13 protein-coding genes and 2 pseudogenes are annotated in these 16,797 nt (G+C 49.7%); 6 read left to right on the plus strand and 9 right to left on the minus strand.

Annotated elements, in window-relative coordinates; genetic code table 11:
- From AKG09_RS11960 to AKG09_RS11090, 3 genes and pseudogenes are all read right to left on the minus strand, one after another.
- A pseudogene (locus tag AKG09_RS11960) lies at positions 1–111 on the minus strand (IS5/IS1182 family transposase); the annotation flags it as partial.
- 72 nt (positions 112–183) lie between these two features.
- Positions 184–3,669 carry a transcription-repair coupling factor gene (gene mfd / locus AKG09_RS11085; RefSeq protein ID WP_054619506.1) on the minus strand — a complete coding sequence of 1,162 codons (3,486 nt, stop codon included), beginning with the start codon at positions 3,667–3,669 and terminating at the stop codon, positions 184–186.
- Between the two features lie 343 nt (positions 3,670–4,012).
- Entirely contained in the window at positions 4,013–6,112 is a 2,100-nt protein-coding gene (locus AKG09_RS11090; protein WP_054619507.1) for an AsmA family protein, read from the minus strand.
- A 113-nt stretch (positions 6,113–6,225) separates the two neighbouring features.
- On the opposite strand from AKG09_RS11090, the gene AKG09_RS11095 reads away from it, so the two are divergent.
- The gene (locus AKG09_RS11095; protein ID WP_054619508.1) at positions 6,226–7,101 is read left to right on the plus strand and encodes a chorismate mutase; all 876 of its coding nucleotides are present in this window, start codon (positions 6,226–6,228) and stop codon (positions 7,099–7,101) included.
- Positions 7,102–7,159: 58 nt separating this feature from the next.
- On the opposite strand, the gene AKG09_RS11100 is transcribed toward AKG09_RS11095, so the two are convergent.
- The 5 genes from AKG09_RS11100 to AKG09_RS11120 form a co-directional block, all read right to left on the minus strand.
- Positions 7,160–7,645, minus strand: a complete 486-nt coding sequence (locus tag AKG09_RS11100) for a PaaI family thioesterase (RefSeq protein ID WP_231623937.1) — start codon at positions 7,643–7,645, stop codon at positions 7,160–7,162.
- A 57-nt stretch (positions 7,646–7,702) separates the two neighbouring features.
- Positions 7,703–8,560, minus strand: coding sequence for a folate-binding protein YgfZ (locus AKG09_RS11105; RefSeq protein WP_054619510.1), 858 nt, complete (start codon positions 8,558–8,560; stop codon positions 7,703–7,705).
- Positions 8,561–8,731: 171 nt separating this feature from the next.
- Positions 8,732–9,892, minus strand: a complete 1,161-nt coding sequence (locus tag AKG09_RS11110; RefSeq protein WP_054619511.1) for an FAD-dependent monooxygenase — start codon at positions 9,890–9,892, stop codon at positions 8,732–8,734.
- A 9-nt stretch (positions 9,893–9,901) separates the two neighbouring features.
- Positions 9,902–10,291: a RidA family protein gene (locus AKG09_RS11115; protein WP_082392022.1), complete on the minus strand. Its 390-nt coding sequence runs from the start codon at positions 10,289–10,291 to the stop codon at positions 9,902–9,904.
- A gap of 222 nt (positions 10,292–10,513) precedes the next feature.
- Entirely contained in the window at positions 10,514–11,674 is a 1,161-nt protein-coding gene (locus AKG09_RS11120; protein ID WP_054619512.1) for an FAD-dependent monooxygenase, read from the minus strand.
- Between the two features lie 358 nt (positions 11,675–12,032).
- Here AKG09_RS11120 and argC point away from each other — a divergent pair, with 358 nt between their 5' ends.
- Positions 12,033–13,082 (plus strand): N-acetyl-gamma-glutamyl-phosphate reductase, encoded by a 1,050-nt coding sequence (gene argC / locus AKG09_RS11125; protein ID WP_054619513.1) that lies wholly within the window; start codon positions 12,033–12,035, stop codon positions 13,080–13,082.
- Positions 13,083–13,272: 190 nt separating this feature from the next.
- On the opposite strand, the gene AKG09_RS11130 is transcribed toward argC, so the two are convergent.
- On the minus strand, positions 13,273–13,557 hold the full coding sequence (locus tag AKG09_RS11130; RefSeq protein WP_054619514.1) for a hypothetical protein: 285 nt from the start codon (positions 13,555–13,557) through the stop codon (positions 13,273–13,275).
- A 207-nt stretch (positions 13,558–13,764) separates the two neighbouring features.
- On the opposite strand from AKG09_RS11130, the gene AKG09_RS11135 reads away from it, so the two are divergent.
- The 4 genes and pseudogenes from AKG09_RS11135 to AKG09_RS11965 all read left to right on the plus strand — a co-directional run.
- Complete coding sequence (locus AKG09_RS11135) at positions 13,765–14,454, plus strand: helix-turn-helix transcriptional regulator (RefSeq protein WP_054619515.1); 690 nt, start codon at positions 13,765–13,767, stop codon at positions 14,452–14,454.
- 228 nt (positions 14,455–14,682) lie between these two features.
- Positions 14,683–15,021 (plus strand): iron-sulfur cluster insertion protein ErpA, encoded by a 339-nt coding sequence (gene erpA, locus AKG09_RS11140; protein ID WP_054619516.1) that lies wholly within the window; start codon positions 14,683–14,685, stop codon positions 15,019–15,021.
- A gap of 370 nt (positions 15,022–15,391) precedes the next feature.
- Entirely contained in the window at positions 15,392–16,339 is a 948-nt protein-coding gene (locus AKG09_RS11145; protein WP_197272153.1) for a hypothetical protein, read from the plus strand.
- A 347-nt stretch (positions 16,340–16,686) separates the two neighbouring features.
- Positions 16,687–16,797, plus strand: a pseudogene (locus AKG09_RS11965) (IS5/IS1182 family transposase); the annotation flags it as partial.

Raw genomic sequence — 16,797 nt, forward strand, 5'->3', positions numbered from 1 at the left:
GTAATGCTCGATCGGTTGCCAATCGATCACCTGCTCCAGTTTCAACAAAGGAAAACGGTCGATGTGTTTGGCAATCATGGCTTGTGCGGTTTGCTGAAAGAAGGTGCTCATGAAAAATCCCCTAAATGTCTTGGTAGGGAATTTAGGGGATTGGGGGGGAATTTTGCAAAGGTCTCAGCCTATTTACTTCTCCTCCAACTTCTTCAAAACCGCTTTCACCGTTTGAATCCTCGTTGCCACATCTTCCATCACCGCGCTTACGCGCAATTTGTCTGCGCCGGCCATGCGGTAGTTTTTGTTGCTTTGCATCAGCAGGATAATCTGCGAGGGGTCGATGTTGTGGTGTTTGCCGAAGGTGAGGGTAACGGCCTCGGCGGTGGCGTCGATCGCGTCTATGCCCATTTCTTTGGCGATCAGGCGGATGCGGTGGCTTTCGATCAGGGTTTTGACGGGTTGCTCGGGCAGGCCGAAGCGGTCGACGAGTTCTTCGTGGACGCTGTTGATTTGGGCTTCGTTTTCGCAGGTAGCGAGGCGTTTGTATAAAACGAGGCGTTCGTGGATGTCGGGGCAGTAGCTTTCGGGCAAGAGCGCGGGGCTGTGCAGTTTGATTTCGGTGGTAACGCCCAGCGGTGCGTCGAGGTCGGGCTGGCGGCCTTTTTTGAGGTCGCGCACGGCTTGTTTGAGCATTTCGGTGTAGAGGGTGAAGCCGATTTGCATCATTTCGCCGCTTTGGCCTTCTCCGAGAATTTCGCCGGCGCCGCGGATTTCCAAATCCTGCATGGCCAGGGTGAAGCCTGCGCCGAGTTCGTCGGCGGCGGAGATGGCATCGAGGCGTTTTTCGGCATCTTTGGTGATGTATTCCGGAATCAGCAGGTAGGCGTAGGCTTGGTGGTGGCTGCGGCCGACGCGCCCGCGCAGTTGGTGCAGTTGGGCGAGGCCGAATTTATCGGCGCGGTTGATGATGATGGTGTTGGCGTTGGGGATGTCGATGCCGGTTTCGATGATGGTTGAGCAGAGCAGCACGTTAAAGCGTTGCTGCAAAAAGTCGCGCATCACTTGTTCGAGTTCGCGCTCGCGCAATTGGCCGTGCGCTACGCCGATGCGGGCTTCGGGCAGCAGGGTTTCGAGGCGTTCGCGCATGTTTTCGATGGTTTCGACTTCGTTGTGTAAAAAGAATACTTGCCCGCCGCGTTTGAGTTCGCGCAACACGGCTTCGCGCACGCTGGCTTCGCTGAAGGGTTTGACGAAGGTTTTGACGGCGAGGCGGCGGCTGGGGGCGGTGGTGATGAGCGAGAAATCGCGCAAGCCTTCGAGCGCCATGCTGAGGGTGCGCGGAATGGGGGTGGCGGTGAGGTTGAGGATGTCGACGTTGGCGCGCAGGCGTTTGAGCTGCTCTTTTTGGCGCACGCCGAAGCGGTGTTCTTCGTCGATGATGACTAAGCCTAAGTTTTTGAATTGGATGTCGTCTTGGACGAGCTTGTGTGTGCCGATAACGATATCGACCGTGCCGTCGGCCATGCCTGCGAGTGTGGCTTTGGTTTCTTTGCTGCTGTTGAAGCGGGAAAGTTGGGCGACTTTAACGGGAAAATCGGCGAAGCGGTCGCTGAAATTTTGTGCGTGCTGTTCGACCAACAGCGTGGTAGGGGCGAGTACGGCCACTTGTTTGCCGCCCATCACGGCTACGAAGGCGGCGCGCAGGGCGACTTCGGTTTTGCCGAAGCCGACATCGCCGCACACGAGCCTGTCCATCGGTTTGCCTTGGGTGAGGTCTTGGAGCACGGCGGCGATGGCGGCGGCTTGGTCTTCGGTTTCTTCGTAGCCGAAGCCGTCTGCAAAGGCTTGGTAGTCCGACTCGTTGAATGGGAATTTAAAGCCTTCCTGTGCGGCGCGTTGGGCGTAGAGGTTGAGCAGTTCGGCGGCGGTGTCGCGCGCTTTTTCGGCGGCTTTGCGCTTGGCTTTGCTCCATGCGGCGGTGCCGAGTTTGTGCAGTTGCACGTTTTCATGTGCGTGGCCGGAGTAGCGGCTGATGAGGTGCAGGTTGGACACGGGCACGTAAAGCTGCGCTTCGCCGGCGTATTCGAGCAGCATCATTTCGCTGTCGCCGTCGCCCAAATCCATGTTGACCAAGCCCATATAGCGGCCGATGCCGTGTTCTTCGTGTACCACGGGGTCGCCGATGTTGATTTCGGCCAAGTCGCGCAAGAGGCCGTCTGAAACTTGGGCGTGTTTTTTGCGGCGCGAGGTGCGGCTGCGGGCGACGTATTGGTAGAGGTCGGATTCGGTGATGACGGCGAGGCCGTCTGAAAAATGGGGCAAGGTTTGGGGTGTGCGGGTGTCGGATTCGAGCATCCGACCTACGGTTTGAGTCGATTCAGGAACACGGCCGGCGTTTTCAGACGGCAACTGAAACCCGTACGCCAACTGCGTTACGGTAATGCACAACGGCGCGTCGCTGTCCAAAAACGCCTGCCAGCCGTCCACACTTTGCGCTTTCAGGCCGTGCTGCTGCATAAAGCCGAGCATGGTTTCGCGGCGGCCCGCGCTTTCGGCACACAACAACACCCTGCCGTTAAAGCCTGTCTGAAAACTTTGCAGCGCGGCGAGCGGGGTTTCGGATTGGCGGTTCACGGCCACGTCGGGCAGCGCGTGCTGCTTGCCGTTAAAGTCGGGCAGGATTTGGCCGTAAGGTTTCAGACGGCCTGCAAACTGGTCTTCGCTGAGATACAAATGCTGTGGATGCAAAGGCGGGTAGGTTTCGTCGCCCTGCGCCATCGCAAAGCGCGATTTGACATCGCTCCAAAAGCGCGAGGCCTCGGCGTGTACGTCGCCGATGCACACCACCAGTGCCTCTTCGCCGATGTAGTCGAACAGCGTGGCCAATTCGTTTTCAAAAAACAGCGGCAGATAATATTCCACGCCCGCGCCGAAATGGCCGTTGCTCACGGCTTTATAAACGGTAGCGGCGTTGTAGTCGCCGTTGATTTCTTCGCGGAAACGACTGCGGAAGATTTTTTGCGCGTCGTCGTCGGTGGGAAATTCGTGTGCGGGCAGCAGGCGGATTTCGGAAACGGGCGCGATGGTGCGCTGGGTGTCGGGGTCGAAGGTTTTGATGCTGTCGATTTCGTCGCCGAACATATCCAAGCGGTAGGGCGCGTCGCTGCCGCTGGGGAAAATATCCAAAATGCCGCCGCGCAGGGCGAATTCGCCGGCGGCAATCACGTTGGAAACATGGCTGTAACCGGCTTCCACTAAGTTTTGCCGCAACGCGGCTATATCCAAAGTCTGGCCGGTTTTCAGCCAAAACGTGCGCCCCATCAAAAACGACACCGGCGCGAGTTTCTGCATGGCGGTGGCTACCGGCACGAACACCGCATCCGCCGCCCCCTGCTTAATCTGCCACAGCGCGGAAAGCCTTTCAGATACCAAATCGTGATGCGGCGAAAAGCGTTCGTAGGGCAGCGTTTCCCAGTCGGGCAAAAACACGGCCTTATCCTGCGGGCGGAAAAACTGCCACGCGGTTTGCAGGCGCAGGGCTTGTTCAACATCTTGCGTGAGGATGATTTTAACGGGCTTTTCAGGCAGGCATCGGGTAAGGAAAAACGGCAGGCTGCCGCGGGAAAGCTCGAGCCAGCGGGATTTTTGGGCGGGGGCGGGAATGGGGTAGTTCATAATGTGTAAATGAAAATAGCTTTAGCTGCCGGAAAAAATTCGGGCAGCTTGGGTTGTTGGGATAGGACGTTATTTTAACAGCAAAAGGGATTGGATAAGCTTGTTCACTTTTGGCAGTCATACATGGTTGTGGCAAATAAACCTAAAAATCAGCACACCCGTCATGCTCGGGCTTGACCCGAGCATCTCATAGAGGTCATGAGAAGATGCTCGGGTCAAGCCCGAGCATGACGTGTATTTTTTAAATTGATTGACTATATGCAGAGAGTGATTTTTTATGGTTCGGCTATATACGGCAATGCCTGTCTGAAAGTTTTTCAGACAGGCATTGCGTTGCTGCATTTTAGGGCTTGCTTAGTATATTGAATTGTTCGCGCAAGGTGTCGGCGAGGGCTTTTTGTTTTTCTTGGGGTGTATTCAAACCGCGGGTAAGGCCGCTGTAATTTAGGGTTACAGACGGATTATCGACCGGGCCGCTGATATTGAGCGGGATTTGGGTGGTTTCGCTGTTGGTGGTGCTGATAAGCATGTTTTCATTCATCAGTAACTTGCTTAAATCTAGGCTGCCGCTGCTGAGAATGTATAAGCGGTCGGTAATCAGCTCGGCGTTTTGGTGGCTGCCGACACCGTTTTGTATCAGGCTGTTGAGGGTAAAGCTGTTGAATGGTGTGCTTTTGTTTTCGCTATTGGTTTGGCCGAGCGCGGCTTGTTTGAGGATGTTGTTGATGTCGATGCCGATCCAGGCGCCTTTTTGCAGTTTGAGGTTGAGTTTGCCGTTGAGATTTTGGGTAAGCTCGCGGCGGTTGTTGCCTTTGGTGGTGAAATCAAAGGCTACGTCGCCGGTGCCGGCCAGGCTGTTGTAGCGCAGTAGGTCGCGCATCAGCGGCAGCACTTGGATGCCTTTGGTTTGCTGTTGGAGATGATAGGAAAGGGTATCTTTATTTTCGATATGGAGGCTGCCCGTGGTAGTGCCGCCGTAAAGCTCGGCGCTGAAGTCTGTGAGGGCGATTTTGCTGCTGTCGGCTTGCAGGCGGGTTTTGATGCGGTTGACTTCGAGGTTGGGCAGCTGAAGGTTGTCAAGCAGCAGCAGGGTATTGATTTGTATGCGGTTGGGGCCGGTAAGGAAGCGCGGGTAGCTGAAGCGGCTTTCGTTTTGCAGCTCTTTCATGTAAGGGGCGAAAGCCAGTTTGTTTAGGCCTGCTTCGGCTTGGATTGTACGGGTTTCTTGGGTGTAGGCGGCTTTCAGGCTGGTGCGCTGGCGGTCAAAGAGGCCGCTTAGAAACAGCTGCCAGTTGCCTTCCGGGCTGCCGGTTAAGCTGCCGGACAGGTTGCTGATAAAGCGCGGGCCGCCGTCGGCCTGTGTTTGGTCTTGGCGTGTGGTGATTTTTAAATCAGGCAGCTGCCAGCCGCTCGAGGCTTGCCAGGAAACGGGTGAGCTGATATTGAATGTGGCGGCTTTACCGTGGGTTTTGCCGCCGGCATTTAAGGTGGCACGTGCCGCGCTGATTTGTGTGGGCGAGAAGTTGAGATTATTGATGTTGAACGCGCCGTTCCATTCGGTTTCGTAGCGGCGGGCATTGATGATGCTGTTGATGCCGGCAGCTTGAAAACGGCCGTTTTTCCACTCTGCTGCGGGAATGGATGCGCTGATGTGGGTTTGGTAAAGCGGGCTGTGCAGATTGGCGGTGATTTTGTTGAGGCTGAGGGCGCGGTTGTGCCATTGCGCATTGCCTGCTGCGGCGAGGTTGACCGGGTTGTTGCGGTATTCGGCGAAAAAGGCGATGCGTAAATCGGGCAGGCGCCAGCCGTTTGGGTTGGCAAATGCCGTGCCGCTGCTCTCCCAGCGCAGGTTGTTCAGATAGGCATTATCGGCTTTGCCGCTGGTGGTAAAACTGTGGCTTTGGTTGCTTTCGCGCGTAAGTTTGAGGTTGATATCTGAAAAATTGTGCTGCTTGGCTTGGGTAAGGATGTGCAGCCGCGCGTTTTCGATAATCAGGCGGTTGATGTTGAGATCGGATTTTTTTGGATTTTGCCAAAGGTCTTGCAGGTTCCATTTGCCTTCGTTGTTTTGCTCCAGAGTAATGTCGGCGCCTTTGATGACCCATTTTTCAATGGTGGGGCTGCCTATTAACGACGACCAGGCAAGTCCGATGTGCATTTGGCCCAGGTGTACGTTTTGTACGTTGTTGCCGGTGCCGGACAGGGTAACGTTGTTGAGGGTTACGGTGGGGCGGGGAAACCAGGTGCGGTTGATGTTTTTGTCGAAACGCAGGGTTCGGCCGGTGCCTGCCAATGCGTCTGCTCCCGCCTTATGCAAACGCTCGGGGCTGAACACCGCTTGATGGAGCGCGATATACAGACCTGCCACGGTGATGGATAAAACCATGCTGCCGAATGCGAGCAGTTTGAGCCAGAATTTGCCTGATTTTAGGCGGGAAATCATTGAATATCGGGTTTGATGACGAAGCGGTAAGTATATAACAAATGCCTGTCTGAAAAATGGCGGATTGTTTAAAAAATTGCTAACATGCGCCCAAGGGCTTTCGGAGAAGATTTATGATTATTGTGATGCAGAAACATGCTTTGCCGCAGTCGGTGGCGGAAGTGGTGGCGTTTATCCGCTCGCGCGGGTTGGTGGAGCATGTGTCGGAAGGCGAGGAGCGCACGATTATCGGCGCGGTGGGCGACGAGCGGGTGTTTCAGCCGAATGAATTGGAGCGGCTGCCGCAGGTGGAGCGCGCTATCAGGGTGCTGAACGACTGGCGCATCATCAGCCGCGAAACGCAGGCGGAAGACAGCGTGATTTCTGTTCGCGGCGTGGCATTCGGTGGGGAGAAAGTGCTCAATATCACTACGGAGCCAAAGGTGCAGAAAAGTGTGGATGCCGTGTATGTCGACCCGTTTTCCGTGCCGGACACACCTTATGCGGATACTGTGCGTTTTAATGAAAAAGAGCAGATTGCACTCATGCGCGAGGCGCTGCAAAGCTGCCATGAAAAAGGGCTGCCTGTGTTGGTGCGCATTCGCGATGTGCGCCAGATTGAAGCGGCTTTGGCGCACGAGGCGGATATTCTTTATTTGGGTGGCGAGCTGATGGCCAACCGCATGTTGCAGGATGAAGTGGGCAGGTTGAACACGCCTTTGGTGCTCTGCAAAGACAAACATCATCTTTACAATGAATGGCTGGTTGCCGCCGAGCGGGTGGCGCTCAAAGGTAATCATCAGATTATTTTGGGAGAAGCCGGTACGCTTAGTTTTGAACCGGACTATCCGCACCGCTTGGATGTGGATGCGGTAGCGCGTGTGCGCGGCTTGAGCCATCTGCCTGTGTTGGCCAATATTTCCGGCTTGTGGCACAACGGTATGCCGCAGGAAGTTTTATACCGGTTGGCGGTGGCGGCAGGGGCGAATGCGGTAATCAGTTCGCTTTGATTTAAAAAAGGCAATGCCTGTCTGAAAAATATTTCAGACAGGCATTGTTTTATGCAGGCTATTTTGATTCTGCTCTAGGGCGGAAAGGCGGCTTTAGCCGGATATACAAGGTGCGTTTGGCGATGGCAACGGTGTCGCCGTTTTTATCAAAAATGCGCACCTCATATTCAGGCAGGTATTTTTCACCGTTTTTGGTGTGTTCGTACACATCGGCCAGCATTTCATCGGTGATGGTGCAGTCGATATACACTTCGCCGCGGCCGGGTTTGATGAAATCGATATGCGCGGATTTGTCCCACACAAAATATTTGTTGCCGATTAATCCGTTGAACATCACGGCATACACGGCATCTGTGAGCGCAAACAGGCTGCCGCCGAACTGGGCGCCGTGCAAGTTGCGCGTGCTCGGCCAATCGCGCAGGCGGCTTTTGATGTGGCGGAAATCATCCGACAATTCAGTGATGTGGATGCCGCTGAACAAAAGCGGCGGCCACAGGTTGAGGATTTTCCGCGTGGTGGCGGCCGATTGAAACCGCCTTCTCATTTGTATCATGGTATGGTTTTGCCGGCTTTAAGCCGCAATGTTTAATGGTGAATGCCCCTAATTTGCTTCCGTTTCAAAAAACAGGTGCGTTTGTTGCAAAGAATTGCCATTGGCATCAGAGAGCACTTTTCCTGCCGCGCCGTGTTTGATAACGGCTAGGTTCAGGCTGCCTTGCCCTGTGTGAGCGGTGTTGATGATGATGCCCGTATCCTCTCCTTCTTGCAGCACGCCGATGCCTGCTGTTTCCGGCACATTGGCAGACAAAATAGCCAAGCCGCGTTTTACTTGCCCGCGGTATTGCGCGCGCGCGATGATTTCTTGGCCGGGGTAGCAGCCTTTTTTGAAGTGGACGCCGCCGATGATATGTTGATTAAGCACCTGCGCCACGCAGGTTTCGGTGGTGGCTTCGCTGATCCAGGGGTAGCCGCTTTGGATTTCATGCAGGTTCCAAGCGTTTTCGGCTGCGGCGTCGTAAGCCGGCAATGAATCGGCTTTGCCAACCAGCATGACGCCGCTATGCGGCAGGCTGATGCGGCTGATTCCGTTTTCAGTGGCCGCATTGAAAGCAAGCTGAGGTTCGGTAGCAGGCCGGGGCGCGGCACTGTCAGCCAGTTCGGCAGCTACGGCGAAATCGGGCAGGGTTTCAAACACGACTTTGGCGCGCAATACATACATACGCAGGCGTTTGACGGTTTTTTCCACCAGATCGGCAGCCATCAGCAACAGGATGTCTTCACCGCGGTTGATAACGAGCATGTTGGCAATCACGCGGCCTTTGGGTGTGTTGTACGTGGCATAACAGGCCTGGTTTTCAGACAGGCCTTCGATATGGTTGGAGAGCTGGTTGTGGAGGAAAACGGCGCGCTCTTCGCCGCTGACGCGCACAACGCCGAAAAATGGGAGTTGGCTTTGCATGAATGCTCCTTGCTGGTGTGTGATTTGAATATTGTACGGTAAAGGGGCCGGGCAACAAAATGCCTGTCTGAAAATTAAAGATGCGCTTTGGTTTAATGTTTTGACAATAGCGGATAACAATGTGCCATTGCGTATCCCAATCATTTTCAGACAGGCATAGCTTTACATGATTCATAAACCCATTGCATGGCGGATAAGCTGGTTTTTTACCCAATCCATATGGTTCACCAAATTCAGCCCGCTGTTTCTCAGCCAGGGCAGACCGGGCAGGGTTTCGTTACCAAACAGTTTGAAGAGGCCGTCGCAGCTAAGCTGCATGGTGCGCACGGGTTCGAGGCGGTTTTGAGCGTATTGTTTGAGCAACTGGTAGGCGCCGGGGTCTGCGGCCTTCTCTGCGAGGCGGGCAAACTCAATCACATCGCCGAAGCCGAGGTTAACGCCTTGTCCGGCCAGCGGGTGGATGGTATGTGCCGCGTCACCCATTAGTAAAACGCGTTGGGACACGGTGGTTTCGGGGCGGAGCAATACCAGTGGAAAAGCAAAAGCGGGGGATAGCGGTGAGAGCTTGCCCAACACGCTTTCGCCTTGAGCGGTAACCGCAGCGGCCAAGGCTTCCGGCTCGAGCGTGGTTAATTTTTCCGGCTCGGCTGTACTCCAAACGATTGAGACGGCGTTGCCGGGCAGAGGCAGGTAAGCCAGCACTTCGCCGTTTTTGAACCATTGAAATGCGGTGCCTCGGTGGTGGATTTCGGTGTGGAAATTGGACACCACGCCGTGATGGCCGTAGGCATCTTCCTGCACCTTGATGCCTGTCTGAAGGCGCACCCATGATTCGGCGCCATCCGCGCCGATAACCAGCTTGGTTTTGATGGTGCTGCCGTTGGCCAGTTTCAGACAGGCCTCATGAATGTCGGTGTGCAATTCTGCCGCAGCTTCGTTGATCACGGGAATATCCAAGGCATTGATTTGCTGCCATAAGGCGGCCAGCAGCCAGCGGTTTTCAATAATGCTGGTCAGGCGGTCGGCATGAATAGCGTCGGCATTGAATTCGATTTTGCCGCCGTTGTCGCCGCGCACGTCCATCCGCTTCACGGCCTGAACGCGGCTTTCATCCGGCCAGGCGTTTAAAGATTGCAGGAATTGGCGGTTGGCCGGGCTGATGGCATAAATGCGCGCATCCCAGCCGTTTTGCAGCTTGGCAGGGTTGCTTTCAGGCAAGCGTAATTCCAACAGCGCAATATGTTTGCCTTGTTTTTTAAGTGCTACGGCTGCCGCAGCACCAACTAGGCCGCCGCCGATAATCACGGCATCGTAAAGTGGGGAAGCATTCATAAAAAGCTTTCAGGAGGGTTCGACGGCAGTAGCGTTCATGGTCATCAGAGCGCCTTTTTTAGGCAGGTCTGCAACGCAGATAACGGTGCGCGCAGGCAGATGGTTGCAGAACAGTTCGCTATATGCCCGGTTCATTTCGGCAAAATCGTCAACGTTTTTTAAAAATACGTGGATATGCAGGATATGGCTTAAATCTAAGTTAATGCTGTTGAGCATGGTTTGGAAATTGAGCAGAATCTGTTTGGCCTGGCTGTAAGCATCGCTGCCGGCCATTTCTCCGGTATGCGGGTTAACGCCGGGAGTGCCGGATATCTGGATAAAATTGCCGGCTTTGCTGAAATGGCTGTATGGGCCGATGGGGGTAAAGAGGTTATCGGGGGTGTGGTTTTCTATTTTCATATGGTTCTCTGATGGATTTTGATGATTTTTGCGGTTGTTTGTCGGTTTTCTAGAGAAAACAGGGTAAACAGAATCGACAGTAATCATAAAAAATAACCGGCCGTTGCCGCTTTTGTATTTGCCAAGCCATACAATCAAAGCACCGCCAAAAAAGTTTAAGCAGATAAACAGCAGTAAATCGATTAGGTTTTAATTCCGGCCGACTTTTGTTTTCAGACAGGCCTACAAACCGAAAATCAAATGTTCGGTAAATTTTTTGCGCAAAGCGGGAATGCCGTCGAGCATACTCATTACGCCGCCGCGGCCGAGTTGCAAGAGCGTGTTCGTGTGGTCGAACAAAGTAACTAAGCTATGGGTAAATCCGACTATGGCATGCGCGTCAACCCGCCTACCGGCTGCGTATTGTTGCGCCAGTTTGCTGTTTTTCAGGCTCATGGGTTCGGCAAATTGTTTTGCCAGGGCAATAGCATCACGCACACCGAGATTCAGACCCTGCGCAGCCACGGGGTGCATGGTTTGGGCGGCGTTGCCGATGCAGATAACGCGACCACTATAAACTTTATTAAGCTGTTTGAGATGCAGCGGAAATACGGCGGTTTCTCCGCGTGAGCGCAATTTGCCGAGGCGGTTGCCGAACGTTTGTTCAAACTCGGCTGCAAAATCGTTAAACGCGGCATCTTTAAGCTTTTGGGCATCTTCGGGCGAGCGTGTCCAAACCAAACGGTAAGCATCTCGGTAAGGCAATAGGGCGAAGGGGCCTGTGTCGGCAAACCGCTCGTAGGCCGTGCCGTTTTGGGGCTGCTCGAATTCAAGTGTGGTTACCAAGGCGCTTTGTTGGTAGTTGTGGCTGTGGCGCCGGATGCCGGGTAAAGTTTCGGCCAGCATGCCGCCTTCGGCCAAGATAACCCAATCGGCTGTGAGGGTGTGGGTTTCCTTTTGATGTTCGATTTGCAATTCGGCGAAGTAGTCGAGGGTATGGATGTTTTGCAGGCGCGTATCCCATAAAACGTTTAGGTTCGGCTGGTTTAGGGCGGCTTCGCAGGCGTGCATCAATGCTGAATAATCGCAAGTTTTTCCGAGATAAGGCGTATTCATGTCGGCGGCTCGCAGCAGCGTCCGCCCGAAATGGTGCTGCTGGGATATATGCACGTTTGTGATTGGCGTTGATTCGTTTTCAGGCCAGATAATGCCCGCTTCGGTAAATGCTTGAATGCTGTTGAATGAAAGGGCCAAAGTGCGGCGGTCTTGAATGTTGGCGTTGGCCGGGCGGGCCTCGATAAGCAGCACTTGTTTGCCTTGGCGAGCCAAAAGCAGGGCGCACAATACGCCGACAGGGCCGGCACCGATAACGGCGATTTGGGTATGAAGCGGAATGGTCTGCATGAGCTTCTGCCTGGGGTGGGAAAGGTTTTATTTTAGCGGATTTGCGGTTGTAATGCCTGTCTGAAATCGAAATTTTCAGACAGGCATCAGGCTGATTGTGTCGACCGGTGTTGGATACGGAAACATTCTATATAATGGCTGTTTGTTACGATTGGCTGGTAGGTGGATTGAAAGTTGGCGCGATTGATTACTCGACCGACTAACTGCCTGTATAAATTGATAGCGTATACATTGAATTTCCTGCTTAACCGGTTATGAGGTTTCAGACAGGCATTGTTTAATATTAAGCTGATTTTCAGTTTGATGAATTTAAGTTTTGGAACGGATAAAAGTAAAATCAAATAATAAAGGAAGAAAAATGGCGGTATCTCAAAAAATTAAAATCGGCATCGTTGGCGCAACCGGCTATACAGGTGTGGAGCTTTTGCGCCTTTTGGCATCTCATCCGCATGTAGAAGTTTCTGTGATTACCAGCCGCGGAGAAGCGGGTGTGCATATTGCAGATTATTTTCCGAGTTTGCGTGGTGTTTATGATTTGGTATTTCAAGCGCCCGCTGAAGCAGATTTGACTCAATGTGATGCGGTATTTTTTGCGACGCCGCACGGTGTCGCCATGAAAGAAGCGCCGGCACTTTTAGAAAAAGGTGTGCGCGTGATTGATTTATCTGCCGATTTCCGTTTGCAGGATGTACCTGCTTGGGAGAAGTGGTATAAACATACGCACAGCAGCACGGATATTTTAAAAGAAGCAGTTTATGGTTTGTGTGAAATGAATCATGAAACTATTCGGAAAGCGCGCCTGATTGCCGTGCCGGGTTGCTATCCCACCTGTGTGTCTTTACCGCTTTTGCCTTTGCTTAAAGCTGAGGCATTGCAGATAGGAAAGCCTTTGATTGCAGATTGTAAGTCAGGTGTTTCCGGCGCAGGTAGAGGAGCGTCGGTGGGCACCTTGTTGTGCGAAGCGGGCGATAATTTTAAAGCTTATGGTGTGGCAGGGCACCGCCACCTTCCGGAAATAAAACAAACTATTAATCAATTGCAAGGTGGTGTAGCGGAGCATTTTGTATTTGTGCCACACCTTACGCCGATGATACGGGGTATGCATGCCACAATTTATGTGCATCTGCAAGAAAACCTTAACCCGCATCAGTTGCTGAGCGATTTTTATAGCAACAGCAAATTTGTCGATGTGATGCCATATGGCTCAACGCCTGAAACGCGTAGCGTGCGCGGGGCAAATATCTGCCGTATTAGTGTTCAGCGCGCACCTGAAAGCGACGTATGGATTCTGATGAGTGTTCAGGATAATTTGGTTAAAGGTGCCACCGGACAAGCTGTGCAAAATTTAAATATTATGTTTGGTTTTGCAGAAGATGCAGGATTGCAGGCTGCACCGTTGTTGCCTTAAATCAAGTAAGATTTTGCATATTCAATGCCTGTCTGAAAATCTGTTTCAGACAGGCATTGTTGTGTTTGGGAAGTAATGAACAAATTTGTTAAAGGATAAAAGTGCTTGCCCGCAGTATCGTGGAGACGGTTTTCATCATTGCTTGATTGAGCATAATCCATCGTTTCATACAAAAGCTGAAGCTGGAAATCTAATTATCCAAACTTAAAGGGTCATAAATTATACCGTAAGCAAAATCGTGGTTGTGCATATTACCGTATTGCCCATACCAAGCCTGATCAGCCTCGCGGATATCGCAATGTAGAGCTGTTTGCTTTTGCGCATTATTCAGGTTGGTTAGAGGAGCCAGAGAAAGCGCATGGCAATTTGTATCGTTTTGTAGGTTTGAAGGAGAAAAAGCTTCTGAATTCATCACAGGCAAAATCGTTAGTGTAACTAAAGCCAGGCTGCATAATAACCATTTTCCTAATTTCATTTTGTCAAACTCCTTTCTAAGATTTATCTTAGTTTTTTTTGCTTAATTTCTCAGTTTTTTTTCTATATTACTAATTTAAATTTTAGTTTGCAATCTTTTTTATTGAAATTTTATTTAAAATAATCTTACTTTTTTGTTGGCTTTCAAGTAAAATATAATCAAATTAAGCTGTGTGTGAAAATGCGACACAATTCAGTAAGGAAAACTATGAATAGCTTTAAAGACCGCCTGGTTTTTTTGTGGAAAGATGAAGCCAAGCAGGCAAAAATTGCCAAAGATATTGGAATGACCATTGCCGGTTTTAGCCGGATTTGGAATGAAGAAGGGTTGCCTAAAGCAGAAACTTTAAAAAAAATCAAAGAGCTGAAAGGATGTAGCATTGATTGGCTGCTTACCGGAGAAGGAGAACCTTTTCCTTCTGCAGTATCCGGTTCGGGAGTGGTTGTATTGGATACTTTAGGGAATACGGTAAACGTTGAAGAGTTTGTGTTTGTGCCGCGTTATGATATAGAAGCCGCAGCAGGGCACGGACGCTTTGTTGATGATGAAACTCCTTGTTTTACAATGGCATTTCGACGCTATTGGTTGGAAAATTATATTACAAGAGATGTAAAACAGCTTTCAGTGATTTCGGTAAAAGGCGATTCAATGGAGGGTGTGTTAAATGATGGAGATACCATCTTAGTAAATCATAGTCACACGATGCCACGTGACGGCCTATATGTTTTGCGTATTAATGAAAATTTATTGGTTAAGCGGTTGCAATTGATGCCTGGAAATATTGTGCGGGTGATTTCTGCCAATGATGCTTATCCTACTTTTGAGATTCACCTGCAAAATATGGTTGATGATGTTGCTATTATCGGCAGGGTGGAATGGTTTGGGAGAACCATTTAACGCTTTTCTAAAGTTGTCTGCGATATCCTTTAATATTTAATAAAGGTTCGAAATGCCCGTGTTGGTGTAAATATTGTAAGAGTTTTAGTTGTTTTGGCAACCTGTCTGAAAAAATTTCAGGCAGGCATTTGTAACTCTTGAAAAAATAATCTATCTTCCCAATATTGCGTAATAGGCTTATTTACGCGAAAATATTACATACACCATATATTAAGAAGGATATCAAAAATGTCTGAGGAAACTCCGATTATCTTTACTGAGAGCTGCTGCGCTAAAGTTGCAGATCTGATTGCAGAAGAAAATAACCCTGATTTGAAACTCCGGGTGTTTGTTAATGGCGGCGGTTGCTCAGGATTTCAGTATGGTTTTACTTTTGATGAAATCACAAATGATGATGATTTCACAATTGAGAAAGATGGTCTTACTTTCTTAATTGATCCGATGAGTTACCAATACTTGGTAGGCGCAGAAATTGACTACACTGAAAGCCTACAAGGTTCTCAATTTGTGATTCGTAATCCGAATGCGACTACAACCTGTGGTTGTGGCTCATCATTTTCTGTATAAATTTTGATTTTGTATTTATTTGATTTAAATGAAATTTTCTATCTATATGTTTGGTAGTTTTTAAGCTTTTTTTTGTCTAAATATTAAATTTTTTAAGCTTAGAATGGTTTTTGTTTGAGTTTTAAATCAAGTTCATTAAAAAATGAATTAAAATTAATAGCTTATTGTAAAATGATTTGAATGGCTGAGCGATATACCATCAATCCATTTTTTTCTACCTTTTATATTCGGCCGTGAGACAGATAATTTCATTTGGAATATGATAACCCAGACTGATTAAGAGGATTTGATAATCTAACTATTAATATTAACAGTTAAAGAAGTATGTTATCTGCTTTAGATTGCAAAGCACACTTGCCACGGAAACGTAATGATTAACCAACAAAAATTTTACGACGTATATGTTTCTTACCCTCCCGGGGACGATCCTGAGCGCGTTAATGAATGCCTTCGCGATAACCTTTCAGAAGAAGAGGCAAATGATATTATCAATGCACTTGCGGAGCAAAAACAGGCAATTATCGCGGAACGTTGCACTAACGAAGAACGGGAAAATGCCCAGCATTATTTTACCTATTTAGGGTTGGATGTCATTATCAGGCTCTCTCTTGAGTTGGCTGATGATGGAAGCTCCGTAAATGATTCGGAAGCGTTAACAGATCCTATTCCGCAGTGCCCTGTATGCTATTCTATATTGGAAAATCCTGATGTTAAGGAATGCCCGACGTGTGGTTTGCAGTTAAATACAACATCTGAGCAGCAAATTCAGCGTAAACGTATTGAATGGCAGGAGCGTGTCGCGTTTGAACATCGTAAAAAACACGAAATTGCCTATAAATTGCTGCGTGAGAAGCAGGAAGAGGAAAAGCAACTTCGTAAACAGATTCGTGCAGAACTAGAGCAACAGTTAAGATCGGAGTTAGGCCGTTATCAGGGATGGCGTAAATGGCTTTATGGAAAATATGCTATTTTTACGATGTTGCTTTTAGGTATATTTTTAATTGTATTACTGGCTCTTATTTTTGTTATCAGTGGATTCGTTTCATCTAAAGCGCAAAAAGAAGCTCCTGTTGACACTCAAAATGTTACTCAGCCGGTTGGTCAACCAAGGTCTGTATCTGATGCGAGTTTGCCTAAAGTTCAGCAACCGGTAACAGCTGTCTCACCTCAGGCTGAGCATTCCCAATCCGCGGTTGTTCAGGAAAGTGCGACAGGTAATAAACAATCTTCGGAGCAGAAGGAGCAGAATAAGATTGATGATTCTGTTCAAGTAACTGCACCTGCTATTGTTCCAATCACAGAGCCGAAAGATAATTAAGTAGATTTTATTTTGGGTTAGGTGTTTTTCAGATATATAAAACAACACAAAGTAGATTTAAATTAATCTACTTTGTGTTGTTGTTTTATAGGTTTGTATTCGGTAGATTTTAAATAGTTAAGAAATTGTGGTGAAATTTTTACGATAGTTAAACCACTTACATTGTAACAGTATCGGTTATACTTGGGCTTGAACCGAGTATAGGTATGTGTATTTTTTCTTAAATTGGTTTACTATAATCAGAATGATAAAAAATGTCTGTTTGAAAGTTTTCAGACAGCCAGAGACCTTTGCAAAATTCCCTCAAATCCCTTAAATTCATTACCAAGATATTTAGGGGATTTTTCATGAGCACCTTCTTTCAGCAAACCGCACAAGCCATGATTGCCAAACACATCGACCGTTTTCCTTTGTTGAAACTGGAGCAGGTGATCGATTGGCAACCGATCGAGCATTAC

This window comes from Neisseria sp. 83E34, assembly GCF_001308015.1.
Lineage (GTDB): Bacteria > Pseudomonadota > Gammaproteobacteria > Burkholderiales > Neisseriaceae > Neisseria.

What these genes read in the sequence shown, in the direction of transcription:
- AKG09_RS11105 (WP_054619510.1), bottom strand. Translation starts at nt 8,560, where the DNA reads ATGCAAAGCCAACTCCCATTTTTCGGCGTTGTGCGCGTCAGCGGCGAA.
- AKG09_RS11130 (WP_054619514.1), bottom strand. Translation starts at nt 13,557, where the DNA reads ATGAAATTAGGAAAATGGTTATTATGCAGCCTGGCTTTAGTTACACTA.
- erpA (WP_054619516.1), top strand. Translation starts at nt 14,683, where the DNA reads ATGTCTGAGGAAACTCCGATTATCTTTACTGAGAGCTGCTGCGCTAAA.
- AKG09_RS11115 (WP_082392022.1), bottom strand. Translation starts at nt 10,291, where the DNA reads ATGAAAATAGAAAACCACACCCCCGATAACCTCTTTACCCCCATCGGC.
- argC (WP_054619513.1), top strand. Translation starts at nt 12,033, where the DNA reads ATGGCGGTATCTCAAAAAATTAAAATCGGCATCGTTGGCGCAACCGGC.
- AKG09_RS11090 (WP_054619507.1), bottom strand. Translation starts at nt 6,112, where the DNA reads ATGATTTCCCGCCTAAAATCAGGCAAATTCTGGCTCAAACTGCTCGCA.
- AKG09_RS11110 (WP_054619511.1), bottom strand. Translation starts at nt 9,892, where the DNA reads ATGAATGCTTCCCCACTTTACGATGCCGTGATTATCGGCGGCGGCCTA.
- AKG09_RS11135 (WP_054619515.1), top strand. Translation starts at nt 13,765, where the DNA reads ATGAATAGCTTTAAAGACCGCCTGGTTTTTTTGTGGAAAGATGAAGCC.
- AKG09_RS11100 (WP_231623937.1), bottom strand. Translation starts at nt 7,645, where the DNA reads ATGAGAAGGCGGTTTCAATCGGCCGCCACCACGCGGAAAATCCTCAAC.
- AKG09_RS11120 (WP_054619512.1), bottom strand. Translation starts at nt 11,674, where the DNA reads ATGCAGACCATTCCGCTTCATACCCAAATCGCCGTTATCGGTGCCGGC.
- AKG09_RS11145 (WP_197272153.1), top strand. Translation starts at nt 15,392, where the DNA reads ATGATTAACCAACAAAAATTTTACGACGTATATGTTTCTTACCCTCCC.
- AKG09_RS11095 (WP_054619508.1), top strand. Translation starts at nt 6,226, where the DNA reads ATGATTATTGTGATGCAGAAACATGCTTTGCCGCAGTCGGTGGCGGAA.
- mfd (WP_054619506.1), bottom strand. Translation starts at nt 3,669, where the DNA reads ATGAACTACCCCATTCCCGCCCCCGCCCAAAAATCCCGCTGGCTCGAG.